This window comes from Streptomyces sp. NPDC017529 (genome assembly GCF_044329785.1).
Classification (GTDB): Bacteria; Actinomycetota; Actinomycetes; order Streptomycetales; family Streptomycetaceae; genus Streptomyces.
Genome location: NZ_JBIRJY010000005.1, coordinates 162,590 through 178,161 on the forward strand (window position 1 = coordinate 162,590; position 15,572 = coordinate 178,161).

Consider the following 15,572-nt stretch of genomic DNA (forward strand, 5'->3'; position numbering starts at 1 on the left):
GTACTCCCAGGGGAGTATCCGGCGAGGGCGGCCGGTTTCCCGCGCCCCGCCCGCTCCCCTACTGCCGGTCCATCGCCCCCAGCGCCCGCCGGGCGACCGGGTGGGTGCGGACGATCTCGGCCAGCGTCGTCGTGCCGCGGACGATCTTCGCGAAGGCGTGCCAGGCCGGCCGGAAGCCGGTGAGCGCCGCGTGGATCATGCCGGGGCGGCGGGAGAAGACCGTGAGCATACGGCGGCCCACGCCCATCTCCACGCCCAGCCCCGCCTTGATGGCGAAGGCGTAGTTCAGGGCCTGGCGCCGCGCGTCCACCGCGTCGTGCGCCTCCGAGACGCGGACCGCCCACTCCCCTGCGAGCCGCCCGGACCGCAGCGCGAAGGAGATGCCCTCGCGGGTCCACGGCTCCAGGAGCCCGGCGGCGTCCCCGCACACCAGGACCCGGCCGCGGGAGAGCGGCGAGTCGTCGGCGCGGCAGCGGGTCAGGTGGCCGGAGGAGATCTCCGGCTCGAAGCCCGCGAGGCCGAGCCGGCCGATGAAGTCGTCCAGGTAGCGCTTGGTCGCGGCGCCCTCGCCGCGGGCCGAGATGACGCCGACGGTCAGGGTGTCGCCCTTGGGGAAGACCCAGCCGTAGCTGCCCGGCATCGGCCCCCAGTCGATGAGCACCCGCCCCGCCCAGTCCTCGGCGACCGTCGGCGGCACCGGGATCTCGGCCTCCAGCCCCAGGTCGACCTGGTCCATCTTCACGCCGACGTGGGCGCCTATGCGGCTGGCGCTGCCGTCCGCGCCGACCACCGCGCGGGCCAGCACCACCTCGCCGTCGCCGAGCACCACGGCGACGGTCCGCCGGTCGGGCACCGCCGAGCCGTGCTGTTCGACCCGGGAGACCGTGACGCCGGTGCGCAGCTCGGCGCCGGCGTCCTGCGCGGTCTTGACCAGCCGGGCGTCGAACTCGGGGCGGTTGACGAGGCCGAACAGCATGTTCTTGGAACGGCGGGTGCGGGTCATCCTGCCGTTGAGGGAGAACGTCACCGCGTGGACCCGGTCGCGCAGCGGCAGGTCGAAGCCGGGCGGCAAGGCGTCGCGGGACGGTCCGATGATGCCGCCGCCGCACGTCTTGTAGCGGGGCAGTTCGGCTTTCTCCAGGAGCAGCACCCGGCGTCCCGTACACGCCGCGGCGTAGGCGGCCGAGGCGCCGGCGGGCCCCGCCCCCACCACCACGACGTCCCACACCGGCTGGTTCTCCTCGGCTGCGCTCTCGCTGCTCACCTGTGCTTCTGCTCCCGTTCGATGCCTTGCTGCGCGTACCGCCCGCATCCTACGGCGCGCCGTCGGGCGCTCCTCCTGTGGGAAGATCGGCCACACAATCGCCCGTACGTACGGTTGGTCCGGCCCGAAGAGCCGGACGGACCCGCATGTGTACAACACGTGTACAACGCCGCGCCCACAAGGAGCGTTCCATGCCTGACAGCCCGCTCGCGCAAACCGTCGCCTCGCTGCAGCCCCGGGCCAGGGCCGAGCTGACCGAGTTGGTGGCCTTCAGGTCGGTCGCGGACCCGGCGCAGTTCCCCCGGAGCGAGTGCGAGGCCGCCGCCGAGTGGGTCGCGGGCGCGCTGCGGGCCGAGGGCTTCACCGATGTGGCGCTGCTGGACACCCCGGACGGCACCCAGTCGGTCTACGGCTACCTGCCGGGCCCGGCCGGTGCGCCGACCGTGCTGCTGTACGCGCACTACGACGTGCAACCGCCGCTGGACGAGGCCGCCTGGATATCGCCTCCCTTCGAGCTGACCGAGCGGGACGGGCGCTGGTACGGACGCGGCGCCGCCGACTGCAAGGGCGGCCTGATCATGCACCTGACGGCGCTGCGGGCGCTCAAGGAGCACGGCGGCGTCCCGGTCGGCGTCAAGGTGATCGTGGAGGGCTCGGAGGAGCAGAGCACCGGCGGCCTGGAGCAGTACGCCGAGGCCCACCCCGAGCTGCTGGCGGCCGACGCCATCGTCATCGGCGACACCGGCAACTTCCGCGTCGGCCTGCCGACGGTGACCGCGACGCTGCGCGGCATGACGGCGCTGCGCGTCCAGGTGGACACCCTGGAGGGCAATCTGCACTCCGGCCAGTTCGGCGGCGCCGCCCCCGACGCGCTGGCGGCGCTGATCCGGATCCTGGACTCGCTGCGGGCCGAGGACGGCTCGACGGCGGTCGAGGGGCTGGAGGCGGACGCGCGCTGGGAGGGCCTGCAATATCCGGAGGAGGAGTTCCGCAAGGACGCCAAGGTGCTCGACGGCGTCGGCCTGACCGGCAGCGGTACGGTCGCCGACCGCCTGTGGGCCCGGCCCGCCGTCACCGTCCTCGGCATCGACTGCCCCCCGGTGGTCGGTGCCACGCCGTCCGTGCACGCCGGCGCGCGGGCGCTGGTGAGCCTGCGGGTGCCGCCGGGCACGGACGCCGCGGCGGCGACCAAGCTGCTCACCGCGCACCTGGAGAAGGCCGCCCCGTGGGGCGCGCGGGTCACGGTCGAGCAGATCGGGCAGGGCCAGCCGTTCCGCGCGGACACCGGCAGCCCGGCGTACGCGTCGATGGCGTCGGCGATGCGGGAGGCGTACGACGGCACGGAGATGCAGACGTCCGGCATGGGCGGGTCGATCCCGCTGTGCAACACCCTGGCCGCCCTCTACCCGCAGGCCGAGATCCTGCTCATCGGCCTCAGCGAGCCCGACGCGCAGATCCACGCGGTCAACGAGAGCGTCTCGCCCGAGGAACTGGAGCGCCTCTCGCTCGCCGAGGCGCTGTTCCTCCAGCAGTACGCCCGGCAGTACGAGCCCGCCGGCAGCTGACGCCCGGGACCCCGGTGCCGGCCGGGGGCCTCCCGCCGCCCCCGGCCGGCACCGCCTCATCCGACAGGGACGCCCGCCTCAAGGTTCAGCGGGCGTCCCTGTTCGCGTGCGCGCAAGGCCCAGCGCAGCCGGTTCCAGCGCACCGGGGGCAGCATGTCCGCCGCCTCCGCCTCGGTGGCGAACCGCCAGTCCCGCAGTTCCGGGCCCGGCAGCAGCAGGTCGCGTATCTGCTCCCCCGCCAGCCGCCCGCCGTCGAAGAGCATCCGCAACCCGCCGAACCCGGGCGGCCGGGGCGCTTCCCAGTCCAGTACCAGCAGCCGGGGGGTGCTGTGCAGCCGGATGCCCAGTTCCTCGCTGACCTCGCGGAGCCCGGCCTGCGCCGGCGGCTCGCCCGGCTCCACGACGCCGCCGGGGAACTCCCACCCCGGCTTGTACGTCGGGTCCACCAGCAGCACCCGGTCGGCGTCGTCGAAGAGCAGCACCCCTGCGGCCAGCGTCTCCGCGGTGGGCTGCGGTGTCTGCACGATGTCGCAGGCCCCGGCCCCGGAGCGGACCGCCTCCGCGACCCGCTCGGCGGTCTCCCGCGGCGTCAGCCGGGCGGTGTCGATGACGTGCGCGTCCTGTTTGAGCCAGCCGAGCGCCTCCTCGTACGCCTCCAGGTGCGCCCGGCACCGGTCCGGTGCGGCAGCGTCGGCACCGGCGCGGCCCGCGCGCTCGCGGAGGATCGTTTCCTCCGCGTGCAGCAACACATGGCGCACGGGCACCCGGCGCGAGGCGAGACCGCCGAATATCTCGTCCCGGTACTCCTGGCGCAGCAGCGGCATCGGCGTGACGAGCGGCCCCGGCACCTCGTCGAGCAGCGCCGCCGCCGTGTCCACCACGAGCCGGCGCCAGGACGGCAGGTCCTGGTAGCCGTCGACCTCCGCCAGCCGCGTGGCCGGCAGCAACAGCCGCAACTCGCCGCCGACCCGTTCGGGGTCGTAGAGCGTGCTCCCGGGCAGCAGGTCCAGCAGGTGCCGGGCCGCGGTGGCCTTTCCCGCACCGAACGCGCCGTTCAGCCAGACGATCACATTGCCCCCTTGTCCCTAGACCCCAGTGAGTTGCCCGTAACACCCTGCCACGGAAACTTTTGGGGGGACGGGGCTATCCGCGCGCGGCCGGAGACGTGGCCCTTTCCACCTTCGGCGCGATACCGGAAGGTTTGAAGACCCCCTTGTACGCGCTGATCGCGGCCACGGCGGCGACAAGGATGCTGGTCACCACGGACTTTCCGGCGAAATCCCCGGCGAACAGCGCGCTCCCGAGCCCCACCAGCACCGAGACCACCACCTGTACCGCGGTTCTGGCGGCCGGCGACCATTGTGGCTGATTGACCACGGAGATGAGCAACGGCGAGGCGAATCCCACGATCAGCACCCACATCTGAGCGTTCGTCATGACGCTCCCCTTTCCCCTTCGGGACGTAGCCGGAGCGTCGCCGCACCGGCCGTACCCGGCAAGAGGCCGCGCGCCTGTTTTCCCGCGCGCGTACGGGGCCGGGGCGCCGCGCGTCACCCCTTGTTCGCGCCCAGGGTCAGGCCCGCGATGAAGTGCCGTTGCAGGAGCAGGAAGACGACGATCGTGGGGAGGGCGACGATGACCGAGCCGGCCGCGAGCAGGTTGTAGTCGGTGAAGAACTGGCCGCGCAGGTTGTTCAGGGCCGAGGTGACCGGGAGTTTGTCGCCGGTGGAGAGGAAGACCAGGCCCCAGAGGAAGTCGTTGTACATCCAGGTGAATTGCAGGGTGCCCAGAGCGGCGAGCGCGGGGCGGCACAGCGGCAGTGTCACGTGCCGGTACCGGGTCCACACGCCCGCTCCGTCGACGATCGCGGCCTCCAGGATTTCCTGCGGCAGGGTCCGCATGAAATTCGCCAGGACGAAGACGCAGAAGCCGAGCTGGAAGGCGATCTGTACGGCGAGCACGGCCCACAGCGAGTCGTACAGCGTCATCGAGTCGGACATCCAGTACGGCAGCGGCACCTTGTTGAAGAGAACGTAGAGCGGGGTGACGATGACCTGTTGGGGCAACAGGTTCCCGGCCGTGAAGACCATCAGCAGGACCATGGAGCCGCGCAGCCGCAGCCGGGCCACGGCGAAGGCCGTGAAGGACGCCAGGAAGAGGGTGACCAGTACGCCCGGCACGGCGATCAGCAGGGAGTTCAGGAAGTACCTGCCCATGCCGGAATCGCTGAACGCCTGCCGGTAATAGTCGAGGGAAAGCCGGCTCGGCAGCGAGAAATAGCCGTCCCTGGCGGTCTCCTCGTACGGGCGCAGCGAGGCGTAGACCGCCAGCAGCAGCGGCGCGAGGAAGGCCAGGGAGACGGCGAGGAGAAAGGCGTGCACCCCGAAACGTCCCCGGCGGCGGCCCGGCGCGCCGCCCGCGGGACGCGCGGGATTCCCGGGGCGTGCCGGACGCGTGACCCGGTCGGCGGATACGGTCATCGCCGCTGTTCCCCCCTCAGTTCCTGGACGAGATAGGTGATGATGAATCCGAGGGAGACCAGCAGCAGGACGACGGCGATGGCCGAGCCGAACCCGATCCGGCTCGCCTCGCCGATGATGTTGTCGGTCACCAGGACGGACAGCAGTTCCAGCCCGTTGCGGCCCTTGTTGACGGCGTAGACGATGTCGAAGGCGCGCAGCGCTTCGATGACGGTGATGACGCCGACGATGACGTTCACCGGGCGCAGCGCCGGCAGCACCACCCGGAAGAACGCCTGCCGTTCGCTCGCGCCGTCGATCGCGGCGGCTTCCTTGAGCGTCGGATCGACCGATTTCAGGCCCGCGAGGTAGAGGATCATGACGTATCCGGTGTGCCGCCAGCAGGCGGCCAGCAGGACCATCCAGATGTTGAGGTCCGGGTCGCCGAGCCAGTCGACGGGGTTCTTCTCGTTGCCCAGGACGGCGTTGAGCGCCCCTTGGTCCCGGGACAGGACGAGCTGGGCGATGAAGCCGACGACGGCGAGCGAGAGCACCACCGGCATGTAGAGCGTGGACTGGTAGAAGCGGCTGAACCGCACGCCGCGGTCGATGAGGACGGCGAGCAGCAGCCCGAAGGGGGTCCCGAGCAGTCCCAGCGCGACCAGCCAGAGGAGGTTGTTGCGGACCGCGGGCCAGAATTGCGGGTAATCGGCGAAGAGGTTCGCGTAATTGCGGACACCGGCCCATTCGATGTCGCCGACGCCGTCCCAGGTGGTGAAGGACAGGAGGACGGAAGCCAGCGTCGGGCCCCAGATCAGGGCGAGGTCGAGCAGGACCGGCAGGCCCAGCAGCACGCCCAGTACGGCGAGGTCGCGGCGGGTGTGGCGCCGCGGGCCCCGGTGCCCGGCGCGCCGGGCTGCGGTCTTCGGCACGGTGGTCGGCCCCCCGTCGGTCTACGGTGCACGGTGTTCGCGGCGCCGGAGCGGCCTCTCAGTCGGCGGCGAAAATCTGTTTCTTCTGCCGTTCGATGTCGTTCACCAGGCCGTCGATGTCGTCCGGCTTGCCGATGAACTGCTGGATCGCCTGGATCAGTACGGTCGAGGCGAAATCCGGGCGGGTGTCGCGGTCCATGAACTGCGATATCTGCCGGGCGCCGGACACCAGCCGGACGGCCTTCTTCTGGAGGGCGTCGTAGCCCTGCGTGCCGGCCTGGTTGTTGACCGCGACGTTGTTCGGGTCCCGCTTCAGGTAGATCAGTTCGGCCTGCGGGGTCGCGAGGTATTTCAGCAGGTCCTTGGCGCCGGCCTTGTTCTTCGCCTTCTTCGCCATCAGGAACCCGTCCACCGGCGCTTCGACCGCGTCCTGCCCGAAAGCCGGATCGATCTCGGGGAAGGGAAAGAAGTCCAGGTCCTCGCGGTTGGCGGGGGTGAACTGCTGGCCCGGGTGCGGCAGTCCGAGCACCGTCATGCCGCTCTTCTTCCGCTGGAGGGACTGGGCGGCCTCCTGCCAGGTCCGGCCGTTCGCCCCTTTCTGGTGGTACGGCAGCAAACCCCTCCAGAGGTCGAACACCTGTCGCACCTGGGGGCTGGTCCAGGATTTCTCCCCTCGCATCAGCGCGATGTGGAAGTCGTATCCGTTGGCCCGCATGTCGAGGTAGTCGAAGGTTCCCATGGCGGGCCAGCCCTCCTTGTCGCCGAAGGCGAAGGGGGTGAGGCCGTCCTTCTGCATCTGCCGGGCGAGCGCCCGGTATTGATCGAAGTTCCGCGGGACCTCGTATCCCCTCGTCCGGAAAACGCTCTTCCGGTGGAAGACCGCCCACGGGTAGTAGTAGTACGGCACGAAGTACTGCTTGCCGTCCTCGCCCGTGGACTGTTTCCTCACCGCGTCGGAGAACCCGTCGAACTCCCTCCAGAGGTCGCTGATGTCGGCGAGCAGGCCCTTTCGCGCGAAGTACTGCATGCGGTATCCGGCGAACCACGTGAAGACGTCATCGGGCGTGCCCTGGAGGTAGCGGTTGATGTTCTCCTGGAAGTTCTCGTGGTTGACGGTATTGACGTCCACCGTCTTCTTCGCCTTCTTCTCGTACGCCGCGAAGGCCTCGGCGTACGCCTTTTTCGGCACGGCGTCGGAGGCGTTGGACCCCAGGGTGACGCCGTCGCCGGGGCCGCCACCGCACGCGGCGAGCAGCGAAGGCGCCGCGACCGCCCCCGCGCCGGCCGCGGCGCCGCGCAACAGGGACCGCCGGGACACCCCGCGTACCGCCCGAGGCCCGTACCCGCCTGGACCCTTGCCCGATGACTGGACCATGTCTCCCCCTCCTCAGGGGTGGAACCGAACAGAACCGAACGCGAGTGCTGGGATCTCACTCCCAACAGGGGGCCCAGTCAAGGCTTCTGGCGGGCATAACCAGGAATGCCGACTTCCGCCTTCCAACACACTCCAACAAGCCTTACCGTAAACACTCCCGATTGACCGGTACATGACTTCCCTGCATTCCCCTTCGAACGGAGGACGCGATTCATGCGCCCGCACTTCCCCCTCACCCGCCGTCGCGCCCGGCGAAGAATGGCCGGCGCGCTGTCCGCGGCCCTTGTGTGTACGGCCGGACTGACGGCCGTACCGGCCGCGGCCCGCACGCCCGACGCTCCGGCCCGGGGCCCGGCCGCCCCCCACGCGCCGCGGCTGCCCGACGGCCTGGCCAAGACCCCGCCCATGGGCTTCAACAACTGGAACTCCACCCACTGCCGGGCCGAGTTCAACGAGGCGATGATCAAGGGGATCGCCGACCTCTTCGTCGAGAAGGGGCTCAAGGCCGCCGGCTACGAGTACGTCAACCTCGACGACTGCTGGGCCGAGTCCGAGCGCGACGCGAACGGCAAGCTGGTCCCGAACGCGACCCGCTTCCCGAACGGCATCAAGGCCGTGGCCGACTACGTCCACTCCAAGGGCCTGAAGTTCGGCATCTACACCAGTGCCGGCACCAGGACCTGTGCGCAGGCCATGCCCGGCGCGCTGGGCCATGAGTACTCCGACGCCCGGCAGTTCGCCGACTGGGGAGTGGACTACCTCAAATACGACAACTGCAACAACCAGGGGGTGGACGCGAAGCAGCGCTACATCACCATGCGCGACGCCCTGAAGGCGACGGGCCGGCCCATCGTCTACAGCATCTGCGAGTGGGGCGAGAACAAGCCGTGGGAGTGGGCGGCGGACGTCGGGCACCTGTGGCGCACCACCGGCGACATCAGTGACGTCTGGGAAAGCATGGTGACGATCTTCAAGGCGAACGCGCCGCTGGCCCGGTACGCCGGACCCGGCCACTGGAACGACCCGGACATGCTGGAGGTCGGCAACGGCGGCATGACGGACACCGAGTACCGCAGCCACTTCTCGCTGTGGTCGATGATGGCCGCGCCGCTGCTCATCGGCACCGACCTGCGCAAGGCGACCCCGGCGACGTACGAGATCCTCGGCAACCGCGAGATCCTGGCCGTCGACCAGGACGCGCTCGGCAAGCAGGCCGAGGTCCTCGCGTCCGAGGGCGGCCGGTGGGTGCTGAGCAAGCCGCTGGCCGGCGGCGACCGGGCCGTGGCGCTGTTCAACGAGACCGACCGGCCGCAGCGCATCGCCACGACGGCCAAGGACGCGGGACTGCCGCAGGCGAGCGGCTACCGGCTGCGCGACCTGTGGAAGCACCGGGACACCCACACCGGGGGCGAGATCGCCGCGACCGTGCCGGCGCGCGGCACGCTCGTCTACCGCGTCTCCGCCGACCGGCAGTGGCCGCACTACCCGCCGACCGTCGAGACCGGCACCGCCCGCGACCCGGGGCCGGTCGAGGCCGGCACGGAGGCCCGGCTCGGCACCCTCACCCGCAACCTGGGCCAGACCCCCGCGCTGGACGTGAAGATCGGCCTCAAGGGCCCGCAGGGCTGGCGCGTCGAGCCGGTCACGCCCACCGAGGCCGCGGCGCTGCCGCCGGGCAAGACGCTGGCCACCGCGTGGAAATTCGCGCCGCCGGCCGGGACGAAACCCGGCGCGTACGAGCTGACCCTGACCACCGACTACCGCTCGACGCGCGGCCAGCGGGTGACCGACACCCTGGCGGTCCCGGTGCACGCCGTCGTACCGCCGCCCGCCGGCACCTCGTACGCCAGCGACCTGACCCCGGTCACCGCCACCAACGGCTGGGGGCCGGTCGAGCGGGACACGAGCGTGGGCGGGCCCCAGGCCGGTGACGGCGGGCCGCTCCGCATCGGCGGCGTACCGTTCGCCAAGGGGCTGGGCGCCCACGCGCCCAGCGACATCACCTACTACACGGGCGGCCGGTGCTCGTCGTTCGGCGCGCAGGTCGGCGTCGACGACGAGACGGGCGACCGGGGCTCGGTCACCTTCGAGGTGTGGGCCGACGGGCGGCGGGTCGCCGACAGCGGCAAGCTGACCGGCACTGACCCGGCGAAGGCCGTCAGCGCCTCGGTCGCCGGGGCGAGCACCGTACGACTGGTCGTGCTGGACGGCGGTGACGGCGTCCAGTACGACCACGCGGACTGGGCCGACGCCAAGTTCGGCTGCTGACACCGCGGACCGGCGCACGGCACACCGGCCGGGCGGGCCGCCGGGCCCGCCCGGTCCCCGGCGGACGGCCGGGCCCGGTGCGGGTCAGCAGGCCGGCAGGCCGGGCACCGGGGCGTCGTTCTCGCCGCCCTTGATGTAGACGACGCTGACGTAGACCCCGGAGTTGCCGCTGTCGTCGTCCGTCTTCGCCCACCAGACGTTGGTCCACCTGCCGGAGCTCTCGCGGCGGCCCAGATTCGCCTGGCAGTAGAAGTAGTTGGTGCCCGCGTTCAGGGTGCCGACCCGCTGGAAGGAGCCGGTGTACGAGGCGGCGGCGCGCCACACCTGGCAGTTGGCCTTGCCGCCGCCGATGGGCGCGCAGGAGCTGGGCCCCTGGTCGCCGCCGGAGCCTCCCGTGGCGCCGCCTCCCGGGACGGTGCCGCCGGAAGGGGAGCCGCTCGCGCCACCACCGCCCGGAGCGGCACCGCCCTTCCCGGGAGTGGCGCCACCGCCGGGCCGGGGCTTGCCGGAAGCGGCGTCGCGCGACGGCTCGCCCGGGGCCGAGGGCGACGCGCTCCGCGCCCCCTCGCCCTTCCCCGCCTCCTTCCCGCCGGCCTTCTCGTCCCTGCCGCCCTCCGGCGTGCCCGACGCGTCGGCCCGCGCGGACCGTTCCCCGGGGGACGCGGCGGGCGGCCGCTCCGCGGCGGTACGACCGGAGTCCCGGTCCATCAGCGCGTACGTCACCCCGCCGCCCGCCAGCAGGACCGCGGCCGCGGCGGCGGCCAGCACGGCGGTGCGGCGCCCGCGCCCGGCGGCCGGACGTGCGGCGGCGTCCACGGGCCGTACGGCGGCCGTCTCCCGGTCGCCGAGGCCACCGGAGTCCACCGGCGGCCCGGCGGGCGCGGGCGGGCCCGCGGGTACCGCCGGACCGGCGGGCGCCGCCGCTGGCGGGGGCGGCGGCCCCGCCGGCAGGTCCGGCGCGGTGGGCGACCAGGACGGCCCCGGCCGCGCCGGGCCGCGCCCCTCGGCCACCGCCGCCAGCAGCGCCCGCGCCTCGGCGGCGCTGGGCCGGGCGGCCGGGTCCTTGGCCATCAGCGCGTACAGGACGGGCGTCAGCGGCCCGGCCAGTACCGGCTCGGGCAGCGGTTCGGAGACGATCGCCGTCAGGGTCGACCAGACCGAGGTACGGCGGAACGGTGCGCCGCCGCCCTCCACGGCCGCGTACAGCGTCATGCCCAGCGACCAGATGTCCGAGGCGGGCGAGGGCGGCTGCCCCTGGGCGCGCTCCGGCGGCAGGTAGTCGAGCGAACCCACCAGCTCGCCGCTGCGGGTGAGGTGGGTGGACGCGCCGTCGTCCGGCGCCTCGATGCTGGCGATGCCGAAGTCGGTGAGCACCACCCGGCCGTCCCAGGAGCCCGTACCGCCGGGGCGGTGCTCCCAGCCCTCCAGCAGCACGTTGCCGGGCTTGACGTCCCGGTGCAGCACACCCGCCTGGTGCGCCGCGGCCAGCGCGTCCATCACCTTGGCGCCGACCGCGGCGATCTCGCGCGGGTCCATCGCGCCGTGCCGGCCGAGCGCGTCGTCCAGCGACGGCCCTTCGACCAGCTCCATGACGATGACCGGCCGCCCGTCCTCGTCGAGCACGTCGTGCACGGTGACCACGCCGGAGTGCCGGACCCGGGCCGCGGCCCGCGCCTCGCGCTGCATCCGGGTCCGCAGGTCGGCCAGCTCCGGCGCGGACGCGTCGGTGTAGGCGCGCAGCACCTTGACGGCGACCTCCCGGCCCAGCACCTCGTCCACCGCCCGGCAGACCACGCCCATGCCGCCGCGCCCGATCCGGCCGGTCACCCGGTAGCGCCCGCCGAGCAGCCGCCCGGTCAGCTCCCCGCCCGCCGCGCCCCTCGCACCGCCACCGCCACCGCCACCGCCACCGTCGTTGCCACCGTCGTTGCCGTTGCCGTCCGCACCGCCCGGCCCGTCCATGCCATCCACGCCGCTCGCCCCGTTCGCCCCACTCGTCCCCTGTCAGGTCGGCAACAGCCTAGAGGGCCCCGGAGCGCCGCATCCCCCTTCAGACCGTGGGCACGAAGGCATCGAGACACGACTGTTGTGCGGCGGCCGCGGCGCCCACCACTCCGGCGTCCGTGCCCATTTGGGCCGGTACGACCTCGATGTTGCGGACGAAGGAGAGCGTGGCGTAGTCGCGCAGCGCGCGGCGCAGGGGCGCGAAGAGGACCTCGCCGGCGCCTGCCACGCCGCCGCCGATCACCGCGATCTCGATCTCGACGAGCGCGGCGGTGGCCGCGATGCCGGCGGCCAGGGCCTGGGCGGCCCGCTCGAACGAGTGACGGGCCACCGGGTCCCCCGCGCGGGCCGCCGCGGCCACCGCGGCGGCGCTGGCGTCCCCGTCGGGCCCCGGCCGCCAGCCGCGCTCCAGGGCCCGGCGGGCGATGTTGGGGCCGCTGGCGATGCGCTCGACGCAGCCGCGGGCGCCGCACGGGCAGGGGTCGCCGTCAAGGTCCACGCTGATGTGGCCGATGTGTCCGGCGTTGCCGGTGGGGCCCGGGTGCAGCCGGCCGTTGAGGACCAGGCCGCCGCCGACGCCGGTGGAGACCACCATGCACAGGGCGTTCGCACGGCCGCGCGCCGCGCCCTGCCAGTGTTCGGCCGCGGTCATCGCCACGCCGTCGCCCACCAGGACGACCGGGCGCCGGCCGGTCAGCGCCCCTACCTCGGCGACGACGGGGAAGTCCCGCCAGCCGGGGATGTTGACCGGGCTGACCGTGCCGTGCCGGGCGTCCACAGGGCCCGCGCTGCCGATGCCGACGGCCGCCACCCGGTCCCACTCGGGGCGCGCGGCCAGCTCCGCCACGACCTCGGCCAGGGCCCCGAAGACGGTGGCGCCGTCCTGGTCGGCGGGGGTGGGCCGGGTGGCCCGGACGAGCAGCCTGCCGCGGTCGTCCACCAGCGCACCGGCGATCTTGGTGCCGCCGATGTCCAGTGCTGCGCTGAGGTTCGTCTGCATCGGTGTCGAATCTCCTGGTGGGCGCCTGGGCCGGGGTGCGTGGGCCCGGCAGGGGAACGTCAGTCTCATGCCATTTGACAACGTTGTCCAGAGGCTATGCTCGGTGCCGTACCGCGCACCGCGGGGCGGCCCCGTCCGGTCGGCCACGCACTCCGGCCGCTCGGGCACCGCCGCCTCCATCATCCGCGTACCGGCCGGGGAACCGCCACACCCGCCCCGTCCGTCTCACCTCCCACAGCCGAGGAAGCCACCCGAAGCGCCCGGGCCGGCGACCGACGCCCCACCGCCGCCGACAGAACGAGGACCGCGCACCGTGACCGACACCGCCCGGGGCACCTCCCGCCGCTACGGCAGCCGGCCCACGATGAAGGACGTCGCGGCCCGGGCCGGCGTCGGCCTCAAGACGGTCTCCCGGGTGGTCAACGGCGAACCCGGCGTCACGCCGGACACCGAGCGCCGCGTCCGGGACGCCATCACCGCCCTCGGTTTCCGGCGCAACGACTCGGCCCGCATCCTGCGCAAGGGCCGCACCGCCAGCATCGGCCTGGTCCTCGAAGACCTCGCCGACCCCTTCTACGGCCCGCTCAGCCGCGCCGTGGAGGAGATCGCCAGGGACCACGGCGCGCTGCTCATCAACGGGTCCAGCGCCGAGGACCCGGCGCGCGAGCAGGAGTTGGTGCTCGCCCTGTGCGCGCGGCGGGTGGACGGGCTGGTCATCATCCCGGCCGCCGACGACCACCGGTACCTGGAGCCGGAGATGGCGGCGGGCGTCGCCACCGTCTTCGTGGACCGCCCGGCGGGCCGGATCGAGGCGGACGCGGTGCTGTCCGACAGCTTCGGCGGCGCGCGCGACGCGGTGGCCCACCTCATCGCGCACGGCCACCGCAGCATCGGCTTCATCGGCGACCAGCCCCGGATCCACACCGCCGTGGAGCGGCTGCGCGGCTACCGCGCCGCGATGGCCGGGGCGGGCCTGCCCGTCGACGAGTCGTGGGTGTCCCTCGGGTCGACCGCCCCGGACCGCGTGCGCTTCGCGGCCACCGCCATGCTGGACGGGCCGCGGCCGGTCACCGCGCTGTTCGCGGGCAACAACCGGGTCACCGTCACGGCGGTGCGGGTGCTCGCCGAACGGCCGCGCCCGGTCGCCCTCGTGGGCTTCGACGACTTCGAGCTCGCCGACCTGGTCTCCCCCGCGATCACCGTCGTCGCGCAGGACGCCGCGCGCCTCGGCCGTACCGCCGCCACGATGCTCTTCCGCCGCCTCGACGGCGCCGAGGAGCCGCCGCAGCGCCAGGAGATCCCCACCCGTCTCATTCCGCGCGGCTCGGGCGAACTGCCGCCGCCCGCGGGCGGCTGAGTGCCGCGGACGCCGGACGTCGGACGGCCGGCCGGCCCGCCAGGGCGTCGAGGTCGGCGCGGGTGAGCCCGGTCAGGCGGGCGACCTCGGCGGTGTCGACGGCGCCGCAGTCCAGGCCGCGCAGCAGGTAGCCGCTGAGGGCCTTGGCGGTCGCGGGCTCGTCCAGCACGTCGCCGCCGGCCTTGGCCGCGTACGCGGCCAGCCGGGCGGCGGCCTGCTCCAGGCCTTCGCGGTAGAAGGCGTAGACGGCGGCGTAGCGGGTGGGCAGGTGGGCGGGGTGCATGTCCCAGCCCTGGTAGTACGCGCGGGCCAGCGAACGGCGGACGAGGCCGTAGTGCAGCCGCCAGGCGTCGTGGACCTGTGTGGTCGCGCCGACCGGCAGGACGTTGGTCGAGCCGTCCGACAGGCGTACGCCGGTGCCCGCCGCGGCGACCTGCATCACGGCCTTGGCGTGGTCGGCCGCCGGGTGGTCCGGCGACTGGTGGGCGGCGCTGACGCCGCAGGAGGCGCTGTAGTCGAAGGTGCCGTAGTGCAGGGAGGTGGCGCGGCCCCCGGCGGCCTCGATCATGCGGGCGACGGTGGCGCGGCCGTCGGCGCCCAGGATCGACTGGGTGGTCTCGATCTGGATCTCGAACCCGATGCGCCCGGCCGGCAGTCCGTGCGTCTTCTCGAACGCCTCCAGCAGCCGCGCCATCGCGGTGACCTGCTCGGGGTAGGTGACCTTGGGCAGGGTCAGCACCAGGCCGTCCGGGAGGCCGCCGGCCGCCATCAGGCCGGTCAGGAAGACGTCCAGGGTGCGGATGCCGCGGTCGCGGACGGCGGCCTCCATGCACTTCATGCGGATGCCCGTGTAGGGCGCGGCGGTGCCGTCCCGGTGGGCGGCCGCGACGAGGGCGGCGGCGCGGGCGGCCGCGGCGTCCTCCTCGGCGTCCGGGCGCGGGCCGTAGCCGTCCTCGAAGTCGATGCGCAGGTCCTCGACGGGCTCGCGCTCCAGCTTGGCCCGTACCCGCTCGTACACGGGCTCGGCCAGTTCGCCGGGAATGCCCAGGACGCCGGCGAACGCCTCCGCGTCCGGGGCGTGTTCGTCGAGCGCGCCGAGGGCGGCGTCGCCCCATTCACGGAGAGTGCCGGCGGTGAACACGTCGCCGGGGACGTAGACCGTGTGGACCGGCTGCCGGGTGCCGGGGTCGCCCGGGTAGCGGCGCGCGAGGTCCGCGTCGACCGCCGCCAGAGCGGTCCCGATCTCCTCGCGTACGGTGTGCGCGAGGCTTGTAGCCACCGTCTCGTGCTGCCCCATCCGGCACCCTCCCAGTGATCGCGCCCATCCCGTGAGCGCTTGCGCCTTTTC

The 15,572-nt window shown here is 73.2% G+C and carries 12 protein-coding genes; 3 read left to right on the plus strand and 9 right to left on the minus strand.

Annotated elements, in window-relative coordinates:
• Positions 1-58: 58 nt before the first annotated feature.
• Positions 59-1,264: a geranylgeranyl reductase family protein gene (locus ACH4K4_RS14530; RefSeq protein ID WP_398167426.1), complete on the minus strand. Its 1,206-nt coding sequence runs from the start codon at positions 1,262-1,264 to the stop codon at positions 59-61.
• Between the two features lie 191 nt (positions 1,265-1,455).
• Between ACH4K4_RS14530 and ACH4K4_RS14535 the strand changes: the two genes are divergently transcribed.
• On the plus strand, positions 1,456-2,829 hold the full coding sequence (locus ACH4K4_RS14535; protein WP_398167427.1) for a dipeptidase: 1,374 nt from the start codon (positions 1,456-1,458) through the stop codon (positions 2,827-2,829).
• 56 nt (positions 2,830-2,885) lie between these two features.
• Here the strand turns inward: ACH4K4_RS14535 and ACH4K4_RS14540 are convergent, their stop codons facing one another.
• The 5 genes from ACH4K4_RS14540 to ACH4K4_RS14560 form a co-directional block, all read right to left on the minus strand.
• Complete coding sequence (locus ACH4K4_RS14540) at positions 2,886-3,899, minus strand: NUDIX domain-containing protein (protein ID WP_398167429.1); 1,014 nt, start codon at positions 3,897-3,899, stop codon at positions 2,886-2,888.
• Positions 3,900-3,972: 73 nt separating this feature from the next.
• Positions 3,973-4,266, minus strand: a complete 294-nt coding sequence (locus ACH4K4_RS14545; RefSeq protein WP_398167431.1) for a hypothetical protein — start codon at positions 4,264-4,266, stop codon at positions 3,973-3,975.
• A gap of 113 nt (positions 4,267-4,379) precedes the next feature.
• The gene (locus tag ACH4K4_RS14550; protein WP_398167433.1) at positions 4,380-5,309 is read right to left on the minus strand and encodes a carbohydrate ABC transporter permease; all 930 of its coding nucleotides are present in this window, start codon (positions 5,307-5,309) and stop codon (positions 4,380-4,382) included.
• Positions 5,306-6,220, minus strand: a complete 915-nt coding sequence (locus ACH4K4_RS14555; RefSeq protein WP_398167434.1) for a carbohydrate ABC transporter permease — start codon at positions 6,218-6,220, stop codon at positions 5,306-5,308. Before ACH4K4_RS14555 ends, ACH4K4_RS14550 begins: the two co-directional genes overlap by 4 nt.
• A 58-nt stretch (positions 6,221-6,278) precedes the next feature.
• Positions 6,279-7,595, minus strand: coding sequence for an ABC transporter substrate-binding protein (locus tag ACH4K4_RS14560; protein ID WP_398167435.1), 1,317 nt, complete (start codon positions 7,593-7,595; stop codon positions 6,279-6,281).
• A 213-nt stretch (positions 7,596-7,808) separates the two neighbouring features.
• Here ACH4K4_RS14560 and ACH4K4_RS14565 point away from each other — a divergent pair, with 213 nt between their 5' ends.
• On the plus strand, positions 7,809-9,863 hold the full coding sequence (locus ACH4K4_RS14565; protein ID WP_398167436.1) for an NPCBM/NEW2 domain-containing protein: 2,055 nt from the start codon (positions 7,809-7,811) through the stop codon (positions 9,861-9,863).
• An 84-nt stretch (positions 9,864-9,947) separates the two neighbouring features.
• Here ACH4K4_RS14565 and ACH4K4_RS14570 read toward each other — a convergent pair whose 3' ends face one another.
• On the minus strand, positions 9,948-11,825 hold the full coding sequence (locus tag ACH4K4_RS14570) for a serine/threonine-protein kinase (RefSeq protein WP_398168003.1): 1,878 nt from the start codon (positions 11,823-11,825) through the stop codon (positions 9,948-9,950).
• Positions 11,826-11,913: 88 nt separating this feature from the next.
• Positions 11,914-12,867, minus strand: a complete 954-nt coding sequence (locus ACH4K4_RS14575; protein ID WP_398167437.1) for an ROK family protein — start codon at positions 12,865-12,867, stop codon at positions 11,914-11,916.
• A 313-nt stretch (positions 12,868-13,180) separates the two neighbouring features.
• Here ACH4K4_RS14575 and ACH4K4_RS14580 point away from each other — a divergent pair, with 313 nt between their 5' ends.
• Entirely contained in the window at positions 13,181-14,224 is a 1,044-nt protein-coding gene (locus ACH4K4_RS14580) for a LacI family DNA-binding transcriptional regulator (protein WP_398167438.1), read from the plus strand.
• Here ACH4K4_RS14580 and ACH4K4_RS14585 read toward each other — a convergent pair.
• Positions 14,178-15,521, minus strand: coding sequence for a DUF6986 family protein (locus tag ACH4K4_RS14585; RefSeq protein ID WP_398167439.1), 1,344 nt, complete (start codon positions 15,519-15,521; stop codon positions 14,178-14,180). The genes ACH4K4_RS14580 and ACH4K4_RS14585 overlap by 47 nt on opposite strands.
• Between the last annotated feature and the right edge of the window lie 51 nt (positions 15,522-15,572).

What these genes read in the sequence shown, in the direction of transcription:
- ACH4K4_RS14545 (WP_398167431.1), bottom strand. Translation starts at nt 4,266, where the DNA reads ATGACGAACGCTCAGATGTGGGTGCTGATCGTGGGATTCGCCTCGCCG.
- ACH4K4_RS14565 (WP_398167436.1), top strand. Translation starts at nt 7,809, where the DNA reads ATGCGCCCGCACTTCCCCCTCACCCGCCGTCGCGCCCGGCGAAGAATG.
- ACH4K4_RS14575 (WP_398167437.1), bottom strand. Translation starts at nt 12,867, where the DNA reads ATGCAGACGAACCTCAGCGCAGCACTGGACATCGGCGGCACCAAGATC.
- ACH4K4_RS14560 (WP_398167435.1), bottom strand. Translation starts at nt 7,595, where the DNA reads ATGGTCCAGTCATCGGGCAAGGGTCCAGGCGGGTACGGGCCTCGGGCG.
- ACH4K4_RS14535 (WP_398167427.1), top strand. Translation starts at nt 1,456, where the DNA reads ATGCCTGACAGCCCGCTCGCGCAAACCGTCGCCTCGCTGCAGCCCCGG.
- ACH4K4_RS14585 (WP_398167439.1), bottom strand. Translation starts at nt 15,521, where the DNA reads ATGGGGCAGCACGAGACGGTGGCTACAAGCCTCGCGCACACCGTACGC.
- ACH4K4_RS14570 (WP_398168003.1), bottom strand. Translation starts at nt 11,825, where the DNA reads ATGGACGGGCCGGGCGGTGCGGACGGCAACGGCAACGACGGTGGCAAC.
- ACH4K4_RS14550 (WP_398167433.1), bottom strand. Translation starts at nt 5,309, where the DNA reads ATGACCGTATCCGCCGACCGGGTCACGCGTCCGGCACGCCCCGGGAAT.